The organism is Halopseudomonas pertucinogena, from assembly GCF_014646575.1.
GTDB lineage: Bacteria > Pseudomonadota > Gammaproteobacteria > Pseudomonadales > Pseudomonadaceae > Halopseudomonas > Halopseudomonas pertucinogena.
In genome coordinates, this window is sequence record NZ_BMNN01000001.1 from 820,067 (window position 1) to 836,788 (window position 16,722).

The window sequence follows — 16,722 nt, forward strand, 5'->3', positions numbered from 1 at the left end:
CCCCTCAGGCCAGCTTCACGTTCATGGTGATCTGCGCGGTGAACACTGTGTTGCCTTCGGTATCGGTGACCTGAACCGGCACCACCTTGTCGCCCTCGCTGCTCCAGTCGATTCCGTCCGCGCTTGCCACTGCCGTCAGATCGGTTTTCGCCTTGGCGAGATATTCCACCGTCATGCCCCTGGGGATCCAGCGCGCGCCCTCCGGGATGGCGACGTTGGTCATCATGCCTGCCGCGAGCTCGGCGGCGTTGCACATGGCGATGGCGTGGACGGTGCCGAGATGATTGGTGACCTCTTTTGCGAAGGGCAGATTCACTGTGCATCCTTCCGCGCTCAGCTCCGAGATCAATGGATTGATGGTGCTGAAATAGGGCGCCATTTGGCAGGCCATCTTGCTGAACATCTCCGGCCCGGCGGATTGGAACATCTTCAGAACCTGATTCATGATTGACTCCTGGGATTTTCAGAATAATATTCGGTAAAAGAATATTATTCTGAAACGGCGAGAGGCGTCAACGCTTCACCGCATCAGGCGAGGCGAGTACCATTCCTCCCTCACCAGCAGAGATGAACCGATGGATCTTCTAGACCGCAGCTATCCCAGTCGACGGGCTGAGTTGAAGCGCAGCATCCTGCGAGCAGCGCTTGATTGCTTCAACACTCAGGGTATCGAGGCGACGACCATCGAGATGATCCGCCTTGCCTGCGATACCAGTGTCGGTGCGATTTACCACCATTTCACCAACAAGGAAGGGCTGGTGGCGGCCCTTTTCTTCGCCGCCATGGAAGACCAGAGCGCGTTGCGCCTGGAATACCTTGAGGCGGCGCAGACAGCCAGGGATGGGGTAAATGCCCTGGTCTTCAGTTATATCGACTGGGTTGCAAATCAGCCGGACTGGGCCCGCTACCAGTTCAGCGCCCGCGCTGTGGTAGCCAACGGGCCTCACAAGGAAGAGTTGAGGGAAAGAAACAGGGTCCGCAATCAGCAGCTGCAACAGTATTTTGCGCAGCTGGGCGTAGGGGAGGGGATGGCAGGCCTGCCGCCTGAACTGGTTCCTTCCCTCATCATTGGCTCCTCGGAAAGTTATTGCAGGGCTTGGCTATCCGGAAGAGTGCAGCAGAACCCGACGGCGTATCGGGAACTGCTGGCTGATGCGGCCTGGCGGTCGCTCGGTGCGGGGTGATCAGGGGCGCCCCGATCACTCCACCAGACAATCTACAAAATACCTCACACTCCCATCCTCCTGCGTCATCGGCCTGAGCCCATGGATATCGCTCTCGAATCCGGGGAACTGCTGGTCCTGATCCAGCGCGATGCGCAGGTAGTCGGTGATCGCGCTGCTGTCCTGGGGGAAGCGTTCGCCGGGCATGATGACCGGGATACCGGGCGGGTAGGGCACCAGCATGACGGCGCTGATGCGGCCAGCCAGTTGGTCGACCGGGACCATTTCCACCTGGCCGCGCACCATCTGCGTCCAGGCGTCGGCGGGGCGGATGACGATGTCGGGCAGCTCGGTGTACATCTGCCGCAATACACGCACCATGCCCTGAGTCTTGTAGAAGCGGTGCAGGTCCTGACAGAGATCGCGCAGGCCCATGCCGGGGTAATGGCCGCTGCGGGCGATGGTCGGCAGGGTGAGTTCCAGAGGGGCGTTGCTGTCATAGAGGCGCTTGAACTCCTGCAGCTCGGAGACCAGGGTGCTCCATTTGCCCTTGGTGATGCCCAGTGAGAACAGGATCAGGAAGGAATACAGCCCGGTTTTCTCCACCACCAGCCCGCGCTCGGCGAGGAAGCGGGTAACGATGGCAGCGGGGATGCCGGTGCGGCCCAGGCGGCCGTGTTCTTCCACGCCGGGGGTCAGCAGAGTGACCTTGATCGGGTCAAGCAGGGCGTAGTCCTCGGCCATCTCGCCGAAGCCGTGCCATTGGGCGTGGTTATCCAGCGTCCAGTCGCTGGCATCCAGTTCGGTCGCATCCAGTGCCTGCTCCGGCTCCCACAGATCAAACCACCATTCATCCTCGTCTAGGCGCTCGGCGGTCTGGTGCATGGCCAGGCGGAAGGACAGCGCCTCATCCAGGGTTTCCTGCACCAGGGAGCGGCCGGGTTCGCCGGCCATCATGCCGGTGGCCACGTCGATGGAGGCAATGATGCCGTAATGCGGTGAGGTCGAGGTGTGCATCATGAAGGCTTCGTTGAAGCGCTCCACATCCAGCTGCTGCTCAAGGCTGTTCTCGGCGAGGATGATCGACGCCTGCGACAGTGCAGCCAGTACCTTGTGTGGCGACTGGGTGGCAAACACCAGCGGATGCCGGGCGCGCTCGAAGCCGCGTTTGCTGCCCATGCCATGACGGCCGGCGTAGAACTCGTGGAAGGCGGCATAGCCATACCAGGCTTCGTCGAAGTGCAGGATGTCCACTGCGTCTTCCAGCTCGTCCTTGATCAGCTCGGCGTTGTAGCACAGGCCGTCGTAGGTGGAGTTGGTCAGCACGGCGAGACGGATGCGCGGAGTGCGGCCCTGCAGCAGGGGGTGTTCGGCCAGGCGCTGGCGCAGGTTCTGGGGTGAGAAGGAATCCAGGCTGATCGGCCCGATGATGCCGTAGTCGTTGCGCGAGCCGGTCAGGTACACCGGGATGGCGCCGGTCATAGTGATGGCGTGCAGGATGGACTTGTGGCAGTTGCGGTCCACCAGCACCACATCGTCCCGGGTAACGAAGGCATGCCAGATGATCTTGTTGGCGGTGGAGGTGCCGTTGACGACATAGAAGCTGTGGTCGGCGCCGAAGGTGCGCGCGGTGTTGGCCTCGGCTTCGGCGATGGGGCCGTTGTGATCGAGCAGCGAGCCAAGACCGGGCACGGACACCGACAGATCGGAGCGCAGGGTGTTTTCCCCGAAGAAGTCGTGGAAGGCCCGACCCACCGGACTCTTGCGAAAGGCCACCCCGCCGCCGTGCCCGGGGGAGTGCCACGAGTAACTGGCGCGGCCGGTGTAGGTGAGCAGCGCCTTGAAAAACGGCGGCAGCACCTGGGACAGGTAATCGCGAGCCGTGCGGGCGATCTGTCCGGCGATGAAGGGCATGGTGTCTTCGAACAGATAGATGATGCCGCGCAGCTGGTGCAGGTCACGCAGGCTGCTGAGCAGCTGGGTATCCAGCTGCTGCGTTGTACTCAGAGCCATGATCGGCAGCTCGGGGGAGCGCGAATGGGCTGCGGCAAACAGGTCGCGTACCGGCTCCATTCCGGCGGCCAGGTCGTTGTCGGGAGTGAACAGGATGCAGGACAGGCCCCGGTGCGCCTCGGCCACCAGCCGGCCTTCATCGAGCGAGGTGGTCGCCAGGACTTCGAAGCCTTCGTGCTTCAGCGCCCTGAACAGCTCGGCCAGTTGCTGGCCGGCGACGTTGGTGCGGTTGATATCCGAATTGATGACCAGAATGGGGAAATGCAGATGCTTGAACATGCCAGCTCCTGTGACGGCTACAGCTGTTCAGTGTCGTGCCGCCAGGCCGTTCTGGCAAGTTGGCAATCCGATGGCAGAGCGGTTTCCGGGCCCGGGCAGTGTTATGCTGCATCCCTTTGAAAATCCGGACGAACGCCTGAGCGGGAGACAATCTGTGAACTGGGATCTGCAGAACCCCTTTATCGAGAACGTGCAGGTGCAGCCTGAGGACATCGACGAGCTGGGGCACGCCAATAACGCGGTGTATGTGCAATGGCTGGAGCGCTGCGCCTGGCAGCACTCCAAGTCACTGGGGCTGGGCCTGCCCGAATACCAGCAGCTCAACCGGGCCATGGTGGTGATGCGGCACGAAATCGATTATCTGGCGGCCGCCTATGAGGGCGAGGAGCTGCAGATGGCCACCTGGATCGTCAGCTGGGACAGCAAACTGAGGATGACCCGGCGCTTCCAGCTGGTGCGGCCGGCGGACGGGGTAACATTATTGCGGGCCGCCACTACCTTTGCCTGTGTGGAGCTGAGCAGTGGTCGGCCGCGGCGGATGCCGGTGGAGTTTATCGAGGGATATGGTCGGGCGATCGTGGACTCGTCCGAATAGGCCGCCCCGCATCGTTATCCGGTGAGCTTCAGCGGTACTCGCACAGATAGGCGGTGTCCTGCTCGACCTGTAGCTGGAAGCGGCTGTCCGCCGGAACGGTGAACCGGCTGCCCGGGCCAAACTCCTCCCAGGTTTCGCTGGCGGGCAGCTTCACGGTCAGTTTGCCGCTGATCACGTGCATGATTTCCAGCTGGCTGGTGCCGAACTCGTACTCGCCCGGCGCCATGACGCCCACGGTGGCGGCCCCTTCGGGCTGGTCAAAGGCAATGGAGGCGACCTTGCCGTCAAAGTACTGATTGGTCTTGAACATATTCTGGCTCCGGGCGGTGGGGGTTGCGAAACCGCGCAATGATGCCTGCTATGATTCCACCCATGCAACAACATTAAACATGCGGATTCGGGGAGATGCTGATGGCAAGCGTGGCCTTTGTTGGACTGGGCGTGATGGGATATCCGATGGCGGGGCATCTGGCCCGTGCCGGTCATGAGGTGACGGTATACAACCGTACCGCGGAAAAGGCAGCACAGTGGGTCGCCGAGCACGGCGGCCGCGCCTGCGCCACCCCGGCGGAAGCGGCGTTGGATCAGGATTTCATTCTGGTGTGCGTGGGCAATGATCAGGATCTGATGGAAGTTATCAGCGGACCGGAAGGGGTGCTGGGCGGGGCGCGCAGCGGGGCGGTCATCGTCGACCATACCACCGCGTCCGCCGATGTGGCACGCCGTATCGCCCAGCTGGCGCAGCAGCAGGGTGTCGGCTTTCTGGATGCGCCGGTATCCGGCGGCCAGGCGGGTGCCGAGCATGGGCAGTTGACCATAATGGTGGGGGGCGAGGAGGCAGTGTTCGACCTGGCCCGCCCGGTGATCAACAGCTACGCACGGATGACTCGGCTGATGGGTCCGGTGGGCAATGGTCAGCTGACCAAGATGGTGAACCAGATATGCATCGCCGGGCTGGTTCAGGGGTTGGCGGAGGCGCTGCATTTTGCCCAGCGTGCCGGGCTGGATGCCGAGTCCGCCATGTCGGTCATCAGCAAGGGGGCGGCCCAGTCCTGGCAGCTGGAGAACCGCCACAAGACCATGCTCGCGGGGGAGTTCGATTTCGGCTTTGCGGTGGACTGGATGCGCAAGGACCTGGCCATCGTGCTGGACGAGGCGCGCAACAATGGTGCCCAGTTGCCGGTGACTGCGCTGGTCGACCAGTTCTATGCCGACGTTCAGCAGATGGGCGGCGGACGCTGGGATACCTCCAGCCTGATTGCCAGGCTCAATCGCGGGAAATAGAATACGCGCGCCAGAAAAGCGTGGCCCGCACCGGGGCCGCGCGGGCGTCAGCGAGGTTTTCCGCTCCAATGCAGTGTCGTGAAGGTTGTGGCGCCTGTTGCGTGGCGCCTTCCATAAGTTCTCCCATTCCCGGAATGCCCAATGGCAAGCCAGCCGGCGTTGCCTGCAATCATCTGACCGCCGAGCGGCGCTGTGCAATCTTCGGATTGCCGGAGCGGCCGCAGGTATGCGCGGCGTTCATGGCGGACGAGCAGGTGTGTGGCAGCAGCGCCGAAGAGGCGTTGCGGATATTGGGTTGGTGGGAGCAGGCCACGGCCTGATGAGGGTGGTGGGCGCGCTTTGCGCGCCTATCGCCCCGGGGGCGGGGCTCCTACAGGCGAGGGCATGAGCCTTGCCGGCGGGTCCGTCGTAGGAGCCCCGACCTCGGGGCGATGGGGTGGTGCCGGTGCGCCATCGCGAATGGCAGACAACAAAAAACCCGCCGAGGCGGGTTTTTTGTTGGGCGGATTACTTGTTCGGGTAATCGCGCTGGGTGTAACCGGTGTACAGCTGGCGTGGCCGGCCGATCTTGTACGGCTGGCTGATCATCTCGTTCCAGTGTGCGAACCAGCCCGGCGCGCGGCCGGCGGCGAAGATCACGGTGAACATCTCGGTGGGGATACCGATCGCCTTGAGGATGATACCGGAGTAGAAGTCCACGTTCGGGTACAGGTTGCGCTCCACGAAATAGGGGTCCTTCAGCGCGATCTCTTCCAGCTTCATCGCCAGTTCCAGCTGCGGATCGTTGATGCCCAGCTCGCCCAGAACCTCGTCGCAGGTCTGCTTCATTACCCTGGCGCGGGGGTCGAAGTTCTTGTAGACGCGGTGACCGAAGCCCATCAGTTTGAAGGGGTCATCCTTGTCCTTGGCTTTGGCGATGAACTTGTCGATGTTGGACACGTCGCCAATCTCGTCGAGCATGCGCAGAACCGCTTCGTTCGCACCACCGTGTGCCGGCCCCCAGAGGGCAGCGATACCGGCAGCGATACAGGCGAACGGGTTGGCACCCGAGGAGCCGGCCAGGCGTACGGTGGAGGTGGATGCGTTCTGCTCGTGGTCCGCATGCAGGATGAAGATGCGATCCATTGCGCGGGCCAGAACCGGATTGATCGGCTTTTCGGAGGCCGGCGTGTTGAACATCATGTGCAGGAAGTTTTCCGAGTAACTCAGGTCGTTACGCGGGTACATCAGCGGCTGGCCCATGGAGTACTTGTACACCATCGCTGCGATGGTCGGCATCTTGGAGATCAGGCGGGTGGCAGAGATCTCCCGGTGTTTGGCGTTGTTGATGTCCAGCGAGTCATGGTAGAACGCGGACAATGCACCCACCATGCCACACATGACAGCCATGGGGTGCGCATCACGGCGGAAGCCGTTGAGGAAGCTCTTCATCTGTTCATTCACCATGGTGTGCCTGGTGATCACGGATGTGAACTCTTCCTTCTGCTGGGCGTCGGGCAGCTCGCCCTTGAGCAGCAGATAGCAGACTTCGAGGAAGTCGGACTTTTCAGCCAGCTGTTCGATCGGATAGCCGCGGTGGAGCAGAATACCCTTCTCGCCATCAATGAAGGTGATCTTGGATTCACAGGATGAGGTCGACATGAAGCCGGGGTCAAAGGTGAAGACACCTTCGCTGGTCAGGCCGCGAACATCGATCACGTCCGGCCCCAGCGTGCCGGAATACATCGGCAGCTCTATGGGGGCAGCGCCCTCGATGATCAACTGCGCTTTTTTGTCAGCCATTGATGGCCTCCTGTTTTGCTGTATCGAAAGTGTGACCCCCCACGCAGGGCCCGCATCACTATAAGGTCAAAAACCCGTTTGTCAATTCTACGGATAGAGTTTCTCAATTGGGTTTATTCAATGGTTTCATTGACAAAACGGGATGCGCGCTTTTGACGCAGTGGGGTAGGTGGGAAACGCTTGGCATGCGGATGTGGGGGGTTTCGCGCGTTGTAATCAGACGGCCAAGTCACTATACTCCATGACCGGCAAAATGACCCATTCGGCTTCTATCGTGGAGCTGTGCCGCGCGTCATTAGGGTGCGTCAAGCACCTTCCTATAATCCAGCCCTTCCCAAAGGGTAACGAGTGGTAAATATAGCCGTGAATAGCAAAAGACCTGTCAATCTGGATCTCAGGACAATCAAACTTCCTGTCACAGCCTATACGTCTATTGCTCACCGCATTTCGGGAGTCATTCTGTTCATCGCCATCGCAGGTCTGCTTTGGATGCTGGACACGTCACTGAGTTCCGAAAGTGGTTTCGAGCAAGTAAAGGCCTGTCTGCAAAATCCGTTCGCCAAATTCGTGCTCTGGGGTGTGTTGTCCGCACTTCTGTATCACCTGGTGGCCGGCATCCGTCACCTGCTGATGGACGCGGGTCTGGGTGAGAGTCTGGAAGGCGGTCGGCTGGGTGCCAAGATTCTGATTGTCATCGCCGTCGTTCTGATTGTTCTGCTGGGAGTGTGGATATGGTAACCAACGTCACCAACCTGTCGCGTAGCGGCCTGTATGACTGGATGGCGCAGCGCGTGTCTGCCGTTCTGCTGGCAGCCTACACCGTCTTCCTGCTGGGCTACCTGCTGCTGAATCCGGGGCTGACCTACGATGACTGGACTGCGCTGTTTGCCAACAACGCCATGCGCATCTTCAGCCTGCTGACGCTGGTCGCGCTCGCAGTGCATTCCTGGGTCGGCATGTGGACCATTTCCACCGACTACCTTACCCCCATGGCCTTCGGCAAGGCTGCCACTGTACTGCGCTTCCTGTTCCAGGTTGTCTGCGGTCTGGCGATGTTCGTGCTGTTCGTCTGGGGTGTGCAGATTCTCTGGGGTCTTTAAATAATGTCCAATATTCGTACTCTGACTTTTGATGCCATCATCGTTGGCGGTGGTGGTGCCGGTATGCGCGCGGCGCTGCAACTAGCTCAGGGCGGTCACAAGACTGCTGTTGTAACCAAGGTATTCCCGACCCGTTCGCACACCGTATCCGCCCAGGGTGGTATCACCTGTGCCATCGCCTCCGCGGATCCGAACGACGACTGGCGCTGGCACATGTACGACACCGTCAAGGGTTCCGACTACATCGGTGACCAGGACGCGATCGAATACATGTGTTCCGTTGGTCCGGAAGCGGTCTACGAACTGGAGCACATGGGTCTGCCGTTCTCCCGTACCGAGCAGGGCCGTATCTATCAGCGCCCCTTCGGCGGCCAGTCCAAGAACTACGGTGAAGGCGGCCAGGCTGCCCGCACCTGTGCCGCTGCCGACCGTACCGGTCACGCGCTGCTGCACACCCTGTATCAGGCCAACGTGAAGCACGACACCACCTTCCTCAATGAGTGGTACGCCGTTGATCTGGTGAAGAACCAGGACGGCGCTGTGGTAGGTGTGATTGCCATCTGCCTGGAGACCGGCGAGACCGTCTATATCCGCGCCAAGGCCACCGTGCTGGCCACCGGCGGTGCGGGTCGCATCTATGCCTCCACCACCAACGCCCTGATCAACACCGGTGACGGTGTCGGCATGGCCCTGCGTGCGGGTATCCCGATGCAGGACATGGAAATGTGGCAGTTCCACCCGACCGGTATCGCCGGCGCCGGTGTACTGGTTACCGAAGGCTGCCGTGGTGAGGGTGGCTATCTGATCAACAAGCACGGTGAGCGCTTCATGGAGCGTTATGCTCCCAACGCCAAGGACCTTGCAGGTCGTGACGTTGTGGCCCGCTCCATGGTCAAGGAAATCCTCGCCGGTAACGGCTGTGGCCCGGAAGGCGACCACGTGATGCTGAAGCTGGACCACCTGGGCGAGGAAGTGCTGCACAGCCGCCTGCCGGGTATCTGTGAGCTGTCCAAGACCTTCGCCCACGTCGACCCGGTCACCGCGCCGGTGCCGGTGGTGCCGACCTGTCACTACATGATGGGCGGCGTGGCCACCAACATTCACGGTCAGGCCATTGCCCAGGATCTGGAAGGCAACGACCGCATCGTCGAAGGTCTGTTCGCCGTAGGCGAAGTGGCTTGCGTATCCGTACACGGTGCCAACCGTCTGGGTGGCAACTCGCTGCTCGACCTGGTCGTGTTCGGCCGTGCGGCCGGCCTGCACCTGGAAAGCGCTCTGAAGGAAGGTATCGAATACCGCAATGCTTCCGAGTCCGACATCGAGGCCTCCCTGTCCCGCCTCTCCGGCATCAATACCCGTACCACCGGTGAGGATGTGGCTCCGCTGCGCAAGGAACTGCAGAACTGCATGCAGAACTACTTCGGTGTATTCCGTACCGGCGAATACATGCAGAAGGGCATCAAGGAGCTGGCAGACCTGCGCGAGCGCATTGCCAACGTCAAGATCGACGACAAGACCAATGCCTTCAACACGGCGCGGATCGAAGCGCTGGAACTGCAGAACCTGCTGGAAGTGGCCGAGGCTACCGCCATCGCCGCAGAAGGCCGCAAGGAGAGCCGTGGTGCGCACGCTCGCGAAGACTATGAAGATCGCGATGACGAGAACTGGCTGTGCCACAGCATGTACCACCCGCAGACCAAGCAGCTGACCAAGCGGGGCGTCAACTTCTCGCCGAAGACAGTTCCTGCGTTCGAACCTAAAGTGCGTACCTACTAAGGGGCTCCGATATGTTGACCGTAAGTATCTATCGTTATAACCCCGAGACCGACAAGGCTCCTTACATGCAGGAGTTCCAGATCGACACCGAAGGCAAGGACCTGATGGTGCTGGACGTTCTGCAGCTGGCCAAGGAGCAGGATGCCGGACTGGGCTTCCGCCGCGCCTGCCGCGAGGGTGTCTGCGGCTCCGACGGCATGAACATCAACGGCAAGAACGGCCTGGCCTGTATCACTCCGCTGTCCAGCGTGGTGAAGAACAACAAGCTGGTACTGCGTCCGTTGCCCGGTCTGCCGGTCATCCGTGACCTGGTGGTGGATATGGGCATCTTCTATAAGCAGTACGAGAAGGTTCAGCCGTATCTGCAGAACGACACGCCGGCGCCGGCTATCGAGCGCCTGCAATCGCCGGAAGACCGGGCGAAGCTGGATGGGCTGTACGAGTGCATTCTCTGTGCCTGCTGCTCCACCTCCTGCCCGTCCTTCTGGTGGAACCCGGACAAGTTCCTCGGTCCCGCAGCGCTGCTGCAGGCCTACCGCTTCCTGGCGGACAGCCGTGACACCGAAACCGAGAACCGTCTGGCTGCACTGGACGATCCGTTCAGTGTATTCCGCTGCCGCGGCATCATGAACTGCGTGCATGTCTGCCCGAAGGGTCTCAACCCGACCCGGGCCATCGGACATGTCCGCAACATGCTGTTGCAGAGTGGAACCTGATCGAGCACAGCTCATCAGAACCCTGTACTGGTGCCTGAATCTGGCGCCAGTCAGGAATTGAATTCGGAGCGCCGCCCACAAAGTGGCGATCTGTATTAGAAAGCTTAACCAACAGGGGCAACGGGTAACACCCGAACTATCTGTCGGGGCCGGCAATATTCCGGTTTCGCGGAATGTGACAGAGCAGGGCGATTGGCAGGGACAATGCCGCGAGCCCATCTGACTGTTCTGCACGGATGGCAATTTCGATTGCCGATTAATGGTCTATGCGCCAGGTGGTGTCCCCCTTATAGAGGGTGACCAAGAATGCCAGACAGCGAAATGCAGCAGCTGTGGAGTACATCTCACCTGTCCGGTGGGAATGCCTCCTACGTTGAAGAGCTGTATGAGCTCTATCTGCACGATCCGAACAGTGTCGCCGCGGAGTGGCGCAGCTATTTTGACAAGCTGCCCCAGATCAGCGGTGTCGGTTCGGACATTTCCCACTCCACCATCCGTGAGCACTTTCTGTCGCTCGCAAAGAATCCCCGTCGTCCTCAGGCAGTGAGCGGCGGCCAGGTCAGCAGTGAGCGAGACAAGAAACAAGTCGGCGTCCTGCGCCTGATTCATGCCTATCGGCTGCGTGGCCACCAGGCTTCCAATCTTGATCCACTGGGGCTGTGGGAGCGGGAACCCATCGCTGATCTGACGCTGGCCGAATACGGCCTGACCGATGCTGATCTGGACACCGTGTTCCGTACCGGTGATCTGCAGATCGGCAAGGAAGAGGCCACTCTTCGCGAAATTCTCGAGGCGTTGAAATCCACCTACTGCGGCACCATTGGCGCCGAGTACATTCACATTGTGGATTCGACCCAGCGTGCCTGGTTCCAGCAGCGCCTGGAAAGTGTGCGGGGCAAGCCCCAGCAATCCGCCGAGACCCGTCGTCACCTGCTGGAGCGTCTGACTGCTGCCGAGGGGCTGGAAAAGTACCTGGGCACCAAATACCCGGGCACCAAGCGTTTCGGTGTCGAGGGCGGCGAAAGCCTGATCCCGATGCTGGACGAGATCATCCAGCGTTCCGGTTCCTACGGCGTCAATGAAGTCGTGCTGGGCATGGCCCACCGCGGCCGTCTGAACGTACTGGTCAACACGCTGGGCAAGAATCCCCGCGACCTGTTTGACGAGTTCGAAGGCAAGAAGATCATCGACCTGGGTTCGGGTGACGTCAAATACCATCAGGGTTTCTCGTCGAACGTGATGACCTCCGGTGGCGAGGTCCACTTGGCGCTGTCGTTCAACCCGTCCCACCTGGAAATCGTTTCTCCGGTGGTTGAGGGGTCGGTGCGCGCCCGTCAGGACCGCCGCAAGGATGCGACCGGCGACAAGGTGGTGCCGATCAGCATCCATGGCGACGCAGCCTTCGCCGGTCAGGGTGTGGTCATGGAAACCTTCCAGATGTCCCAGACCCGCGCCTACAAGACCGGTGGTACCATCCACATCGTGGTCAACAACCAGGTCGGCTTTACCACCAGCCGCCAGGAAGACGCCCGGTCCACCGAGTACTGCACCGACATCGCCAAGATGATTCAGGCGCCGATCTTCCACGTCAATGGCGACGATCCGGAAGCGGTGCTGTTCGTTACCCAGCTGGCGGTCGACTACCGTATGCAGTTCAAGCGTGACGTGGTCATCGACCTGGTCTGCTACCGCCGTCGTGGTCACAACGAAGCGGACGAGCCGTCCGGCACCCAGCCGCGCATGTATGCGGTGATCAACAAGCACCCGACCACCCGGGAGATCTACGCCAAGCGCCTGATCGAAGGTGGCGTGCTGACCGAGGCGCAGGTGCAGGAGCAGATCGAGGAGTACCGCAACGCGCTGGATAACGGTGATCACGTTGTGAAGAGCCTGGTCAAGGAACCCGACACCAACACCTTTGTCGACTGGAAGCCCTACCTGGGTCACCAGTGGACCGCGCGTCACGATACCCGTTTCGACCTCAAGACTTTGCAGGAGCTGGCCAATCGCCTGACCAGTCTGCCTGACGGCCTGGTGGTTCAGCGTCAGGTGGCCAAGATCATCGAGGATCGGGTGAAGATGGCCGCCGGCGGCCTGGCCCTGAACTGGGGCTTTGCCGAGACCATGGCGTACGCCACCCTGCTGCATGAAGGCCATCCGGTGCGCATTACCGGGCAGGACGTGGGTCGCGGTACCTTCTCGCACCGCCATGCGGTATTGCACAACCAGAAGGGCGACGGGGCCTACATTCCGCTGGCCAACCTGTATGAAGGTCAGCCGCGTTTCGACATCTATGACTCGCTGCTGTCGGAAGAGGCGGTGCTGGCCTTCGAATATGGCTACGCCACCACCACACCGAACGCGCTGGTGATCTGGGAAGCCCAGTTCGGTGACTTTGCCAACGGTGCCCAGGTGGTGATCGACCAGTTCATCACCAGTGGCGAGCACAAGTGGGGCCGTCTGTGTGGGCTGACCATGCTGCTGCCGCACGGCTATGAGGGCCAGGGGCCGGAGCACTCGTCCGCACGTCTGGAGCGCTTCCTGCAGCTGTGCGCCGAGCAGAACATTCAGGTCGCCGTGCCGACCACGCCGGCACAGATCTACCACCTGTTGCGCCGTCAGGTCATCCGCCCCCTGCGCAAGCCGCTGGTGGTGCTGACACCGAAATCCCTGCTGCGTCACAAACTGGCAGTCTCCAGTCTGGAAGATCTGGCAGAGGGTTCGTTCCAGACCATCATCCCGGAAATCGATGCCATCGAGCCGGAGAAGGTGGACCGCGTGATCATGTGCAGCGGCAAGGTCTATTACGATCTGCTGGAGAAACGCCGTGCCGAGGAGCTGAACAATGTGGCCATCGTCCGCATCGAGCAGCTCTATCCGTTCCCCGAGGAGGATCTGGCCGAAGCGCTGGCACCCTACACCAACGTCAAGAAGGTGGTCTGGTGTCAGGAAGAGCCCATGAACCAGGGCGCCTGGTACTGCAGCCAGCATCACATGCGCCGGGTCATCGGGCAGCACAGCGTCAGCAACTTGTATCTCGACTACGCTGGACGGGAGGCATCTGCGGCACCGGCAGGCGGCTACCCCTCCGTCCATGCAGAAGAACAGGCGAAACTCCTGCAGGACGCGCTCTACGCTTGAGCCGCTGCACAACACAGATCATTTAAGGATTGACAATGGCGATTGAAATCAAGGCACCTACATTCCCCGAGTCGATTGCGGACGGCACAGTGGCCACCTGGCACAAGCAGCCGGGTGACGCAGTCAAGCGCGACGAGCTGATCGTCGATATCGAGACCGACAAGGTGGTCCTCGAGGTTCTGGCCGAGGCCGACGGTGTGCTGGGCGACATCATCAAGGGCGAAGGCGAGACAGTACTCAGTGCCGAAGTGCTGGGCACCCTGAACGAAGGTGCGACCGCTGCCGCGGCACCCAAGGGCGAAGCAGTCGCTCCGACGGCTGAAGCCGCCGCTCCTGCGGCCGGGCAGGACGAAGCCGACGAGCAGCTGGTCAACCCGGCTGCGCGCAAGCTGGCCGAGGAAAACGGGCTCAACCCGGCCCAGATCAAGGGTACCGGCAAGGGCGGTCGCATCACCAAGGAAGACGTGCTCAACGCCATCGAGGCGAAGAAGTCCGCTCCGGCCCCGGCTGCCGCTCCAGCCGCCAAGCCGGCCGCTGCCAGCAGCTCCAGCGTCGCGCTGGGCGAGGGCGACCGCGTCGAGAAGCGCGTTCCGATGACTCGCCTGCGCGCCCGCATCGCCGAGCGCCTGGTCGAAGCCCAGTCCAGCATGGCCATGTTGACCACCTACAACGAAGTCAACATGAAGCCGATCATGGACCTGCGCAAGAAGTACAAGGATCTGTTCGAGAAGAAGCACGACGGTGTTCGTCTGGGCTTCATGTCCTTCTTCGTCAAGGCCGCTACCGAAGCCCTGAAGCGCTTCCCCGAAGTGAACGCCTCGATCGACGGCAAGGATATCGTCTACCACGGTTACCAGGATATCGGCGTTGCCGTATCCAGCGACCGCGGTCTGGTGGTGCCGGTACTGCGCAACACCGAATTCATGAGCCTGGCACAGATCGAAGGCACCATTGCCGAGTATGGCCGCAAGGCCCGCGACGGCAAGCTGTCCATGGAAGAGATGACCGGTGGCACCTTCACCATCTCCAACGGTGGCGTATTCGGCTCGCTCCTGTCCTCGCCGATCGTCAACCCGCCGCAGGCTGCCATTCTGGGCATGCACAAGATCCAGGAGCGCCCGATGGCCATTGATGGTCAGGTGGTTATCCTGCCGATGATGTATCTGGCGCTGTCCTACGACCACCGTCTGATCGACGGCAAGGAAGCGGTCAGCTTCCTGGTCGCCATCAAGGATCTGCTGGAAGATCCGGCACGCATGCTGCTCGATATCTAAGACGCAAACACATCAAGTGGAGGGCCGCCGGCGATCCCGGTGGCCTTCGGTTAACAGCTGTTACTGATGCAGCTGAACACAGAGGAAGGGTTATGAGCGATAAATTCGATGTAGTCGTTATTGGTGCCGGGCCCGGTGGTTACGTTGCCGCCATCCGTGCTGCCCAACTGGGACTCAAGACCGCCTGTATCGAGAAGTACCAGGGCAAGGATGGCAAGCTGGCTCTCGGTGGAACCTGCCTGAACGTAGGCTGCATACCCTCCAAGGCGCTGCTGGACAGCTCCTGGAAATTCCATGAGGCCAAGGATTCCTTCAGCGTGCACGGCATCAGCACCGGCGAGGTGAAGATGGACGTGGCGGCGATGATTGGCCGCAAGGATCAGATCGTCAAGAACCTGACCGGCGGTGTTGCCGGGCTGCTCAAGGCTAATGGTGTGACCGTATATGAAGGCCACGGCAAGCTGCTGGCCGGTAAGCAGGTCGAAGTTACCAAGACCGACGGCAGCAGCGAAGTGCTGGCTGCGGAGAACGTCATCCTCGCCTCTGGCTCGCGTCCGGTGGAGATTCCCCCGGCTCCGGTTGACCAGAAGGTCATTGTCGATTCCACCGGCGCGCTGGAGTTCACCTCCGTGCCCAAGCGCCTGGGTGTGATCGGTGCCGGCGTGATCGGTCTGGAGCTCGGCTCCGTATGGTCGCGTCTGGGCGCTGAAGTGACTGTCATTGAAGCGCTGGACAAGTTCCTGGTCGCCGCGGACGAACAGCTGGCCAAGGAAGCGATGAAGATCTACACCAAGCAGGGTCTGAACATCCAGCTGGGTGCCCGGGTAACCGGCACCGAAGTCAAGGGTGAGGAAGTCACTGTTCGCTACACCGATGCCAAGGGCGATCAGGAAGTGGTGTTCGACAAGCTGATCGTGGCCGTGGGCCGCCGTCCGGTCACCACCGACCTGCTGGCAGCCGACTGCGGCGTTACCCTGGATGAGCGTGGTTACGTCTTCGTCGACGACAACTGCGCCACCTCGGTGCCTGGCGTTTATGCGATCGGTGACGTGGTGCGTGGTCTGATGCTGGCCCACAAGGCCTCGGAAGAGGGCGTGGTAGTAGCTGAGCTCATTGCCGGTCACAAGGCTCAGATGAACTACGATCTGATCCCCTCGGTCATCTATACCCATCCGGAAGCGGCCTGGGTCGGCAAGAACGAGCAGCAGCTGAAAGCCGAAGGCGTCGAAATCAATGTCGGCGTGTTCCCCTTCGCCGCCAGCGGGCGTGCCATGGCGGCCCACGATACCGCCGGTTTCGTCAAGATCATCGCCTGTGCCAAGTCTGACCGTGTGCTGGGTGTGCACGTGATCGGGCCGAGCGCGGCAGAACTGGTGCAGCAGGGTGCCATCGCCATGGAGTTCGGCACCAGTGCCGAAGACCTGGGCATGATGGTGTTCGCGCATCCGACCATGTCCGAGGCGATGAAGGAAGCGGCTCTGGCAGTCAACGGTCAGGCGATTCATATCGCCAACCGGAAGAAGCGCTGAGCAATATCCCCTCGGGGAACGGGTATGCAGGAATATGCTTCCGGCTGCCTGATCGGTGGCAGTGGCGGGT

At 61.1% G+C, this 16,722-nt stretch carries 15 protein-coding genes; 11 read left to right on the forward strand and 4 right to left on the reverse strand.

Annotation, left to right across the window (positions count from 1 at the left end; genetic code table 11):
- Positions 1–4 precede the first annotated feature (4 nt).
- The gene (locus IEW63_RS03870) at positions 5–445 is read right to left on the reverse strand and encodes a hotdog fold domain-containing protein (protein ID WP_188635240.1); all 441 of its coding nucleotides are present in this window, start codon (positions 443–445) and stop codon (positions 5–7) included.
- 130 nt (positions 446–575) lie between these two features.
- Between IEW63_RS03870 and IEW63_RS03875 the strand changes: the two genes are divergently transcribed.
- Entirely contained in the window at positions 576–1,184 is a 609-nt protein-coding gene (locus IEW63_RS03875) for a TetR/AcrR family transcriptional regulator (RefSeq protein WP_188635241.1), read from the forward strand.
- 15 nt (positions 1,185–1,199) lie between these two features.
- On the opposite strand, the gene IEW63_RS03880 is transcribed toward IEW63_RS03875, so the two are convergent.
- Positions 1,200–3,455, reverse strand: a complete 2,256-nt coding sequence (locus tag IEW63_RS03880; RefSeq protein ID WP_188635242.1) for an Orn/Lys/Arg family decarboxylase — start codon at positions 3,453–3,455, stop codon at positions 1,200–1,202.
- Positions 3,456–3,609: 154 nt separating this feature from the next.
- Between IEW63_RS03880 and IEW63_RS03885 the strand changes: the two genes are divergently transcribed.
- Positions 3,610–4,050 (forward strand): acyl-CoA thioesterase, encoded by a 441-nt coding sequence (locus IEW63_RS03885; protein WP_188635243.1) that lies wholly within the window; start codon positions 3,610–3,612, stop codon positions 4,048–4,050.
- 28 nt (positions 4,051–4,078) lie between these two features.
- On the opposite strand, the gene ppnP is transcribed toward IEW63_RS03885, so the two are convergent.
- Positions 4,079–4,360: a pyrimidine/purine nucleoside phosphorylase gene (gene ppnP, locus IEW63_RS03890; protein WP_188635244.1), complete on the reverse strand. Its 282-nt coding sequence runs from the start codon at positions 4,358–4,360 to the stop codon at positions 4,079–4,081.
- A 101-nt stretch (positions 4,361–4,461) separates the two neighbouring features.
- Between ppnP and IEW63_RS03895 the strand changes: the two genes are divergently transcribed.
- Both IEW63_RS03895 and IEW63_RS03900 read left to right on the forward strand, forming a co-directional pair.
- Positions 4,462–5,334, forward strand: a complete 873-nt coding sequence (locus IEW63_RS03895) for an NAD(P)-dependent oxidoreductase (protein WP_188635245.1) — start codon at positions 4,462–4,464, stop codon at positions 5,332–5,334.
- Positions 5,335–5,402: 68 nt separating this feature from the next.
- The gene (locus tag IEW63_RS03900; protein WP_188635246.1) at positions 5,403–5,654 is read left to right on the forward strand and encodes a YkgJ family cysteine cluster protein; all 252 of its coding nucleotides are present in this window, start codon (positions 5,403–5,405) and stop codon (positions 5,652–5,654) included.
- 187 nt (positions 5,655–5,841) lie between these two features.
- On the opposite strand, the gene gltA is transcribed toward IEW63_RS03900, so the two are convergent.
- Entirely contained in the window at positions 5,842–7,116 is a 1,275-nt protein-coding gene (gene gltA / locus IEW63_RS03905) for a citrate synthase (protein ID WP_188635247.1), read from the reverse strand.
- A gap of 363 nt (positions 7,117–7,479) precedes the next feature.
- Between gltA and sdhC the strand changes: the two genes are divergently transcribed.
- The 7 genes from sdhC (at position 7,480) to lpdA (ending at position 16,652) form a co-directional block, all read left to right on the forward strand.
- Positions 7,480–7,854 carry a succinate dehydrogenase, cytochrome b556 subunit gene (gene sdhC / locus IEW63_RS03910; protein WP_188635248.1) on the forward strand — a complete coding sequence of 125 codons (375 nt, stop codon included), beginning with the start codon at positions 7,480–7,482 and terminating at the stop codon, positions 7,852–7,854.
- Positions 7,848–8,216: a succinate dehydrogenase, hydrophobic membrane anchor protein gene (gene sdhD / locus IEW63_RS03915; protein WP_188635249.1), complete on the forward strand. Its 369-nt coding sequence runs from the start codon at positions 7,848–7,850 to the stop codon at positions 8,214–8,216. Before sdhC ends, sdhD begins: the two co-directional genes overlap by 7 nt.
- Positions 8,217–8,219: 3 nt before the next feature.
- Positions 8,220–9,992 (forward strand): succinate dehydrogenase flavoprotein subunit, encoded by a 1,773-nt coding sequence (gene sdhA / locus IEW63_RS03920; RefSeq protein WP_188635250.1) that lies wholly within the window; start codon positions 8,220–8,222, stop codon positions 9,990–9,992.
- An 11-nt stretch (positions 9,993–10,003) separates the two neighbouring features.
- Positions 10,004–10,708 carry a succinate dehydrogenase iron-sulfur subunit gene (locus IEW63_RS03925; protein ID WP_188635251.1) on the forward strand — a complete coding sequence of 235 codons (705 nt, stop codon included), beginning with the start codon at positions 10,004–10,006 and terminating at the stop codon, positions 10,706–10,708.
- Between the two features lie 306 nt (positions 10,709–11,014).
- Positions 11,015–13,849, forward strand: coding sequence for a 2-oxoglutarate dehydrogenase E1 component (locus IEW63_RS03930; protein WP_188635252.1), 2,835 nt, complete (start codon positions 11,015–11,017; stop codon positions 13,847–13,849).
- A gap of 35 nt (positions 13,850–13,884) precedes the next feature.
- A complete protein-coding gene (gene odhB, locus IEW63_RS03935) occupies positions 13,885–15,123 on the forward strand; it encodes a 2-oxoglutarate dehydrogenase complex dihydrolipoyllysine-residue succinyltransferase (RefSeq protein ID WP_188635253.1) in 1,239 nt (412 codons plus the stop codon).
- 92 nt (positions 15,124–15,215) lie between these two features.
- Complete coding sequence (gene lpdA / locus IEW63_RS03940) at positions 15,216–16,652, forward strand: dihydrolipoyl dehydrogenase (protein ID WP_188635254.1); 1,437 nt, start codon at positions 15,216–15,218, stop codon at positions 16,650–16,652.
- The last annotated feature ends 70 nt before the right edge of the window (positions 16,653–16,722 follow it).

Bases quoted from the DNA above. Each gene is read 5' to 3' on its own strand.
- ppnP (WP_188635244.1), bottom strand. From the start codon at position 4,360: ATGTTCAAGACCAATCAGTACTTTGACGGCAAGGTCGCCTCCATTGCC.
- IEW63_RS03895 (WP_188635245.1), top strand. From the start codon at position 4,462: ATGGCAAGCGTGGCCTTTGTTGGACTGGGCGTGATGGGATATCCGATG.
- IEW63_RS03925 (WP_188635251.1), top strand. From the start codon at position 10,004: ATGTTGACCGTAAGTATCTATCGTTATAACCCCGAGACCGACAAGGCT.
- IEW63_RS03870 (WP_188635240.1), bottom strand. From the start codon at position 445: ATGAATCAGGTTCTGAAGATGTTCCAATCCGCCGGGCCGGAGATGTTC.
- sdhD (WP_188635249.1), top strand. From the start codon at position 7,848: ATGGTAACCAACGTCACCAACCTGTCGCGTAGCGGCCTGTATGACTGG.
- IEW63_RS03880 (WP_188635242.1), bottom strand. From the start codon at position 3,455: ATGTTCAAGCATCTGCATTTCCCCATTCTGGTCATCAATTCGGATATC.
- gltA (WP_188635247.1), bottom strand. From the start codon at position 7,116: ATGGCTGACAAAAAAGCGCAGTTGATCATCGAGGGCGCTGCCCCCATA.
- IEW63_RS03930 (WP_188635252.1), top strand. From the start codon at position 11,015: ATGCCAGACAGCGAAATGCAGCAGCTGTGGAGTACATCTCACCTGTCC.
- odhB (WP_188635253.1), top strand. From the start codon at position 13,885: ATGGCGATTGAAATCAAGGCACCTACATTCCCCGAGTCGATTGCGGAC.
- IEW63_RS03900 (WP_188635246.1), top strand. From the start codon at position 5,403: ATGCAGTGTCGTGAAGGTTGTGGCGCCTGTTGCGTGGCGCCTTCCATA.
- lpdA (WP_188635254.1), top strand. From the start codon at position 15,216: ATGAGCGATAAATTCGATGTAGTCGTTATTGGTGCCGGGCCCGGTGGT.
- sdhA (WP_188635250.1), top strand. From the start codon at position 8,220: ATGTCCAATATTCGTACTCTGACTTTTGATGCCATCATCGTTGGCGGT.
- IEW63_RS03875 (WP_188635241.1), top strand. From the start codon at position 576: ATGGATCTTCTAGACCGCAGCTATCCCAGTCGACGGGCTGAGTTGAAG.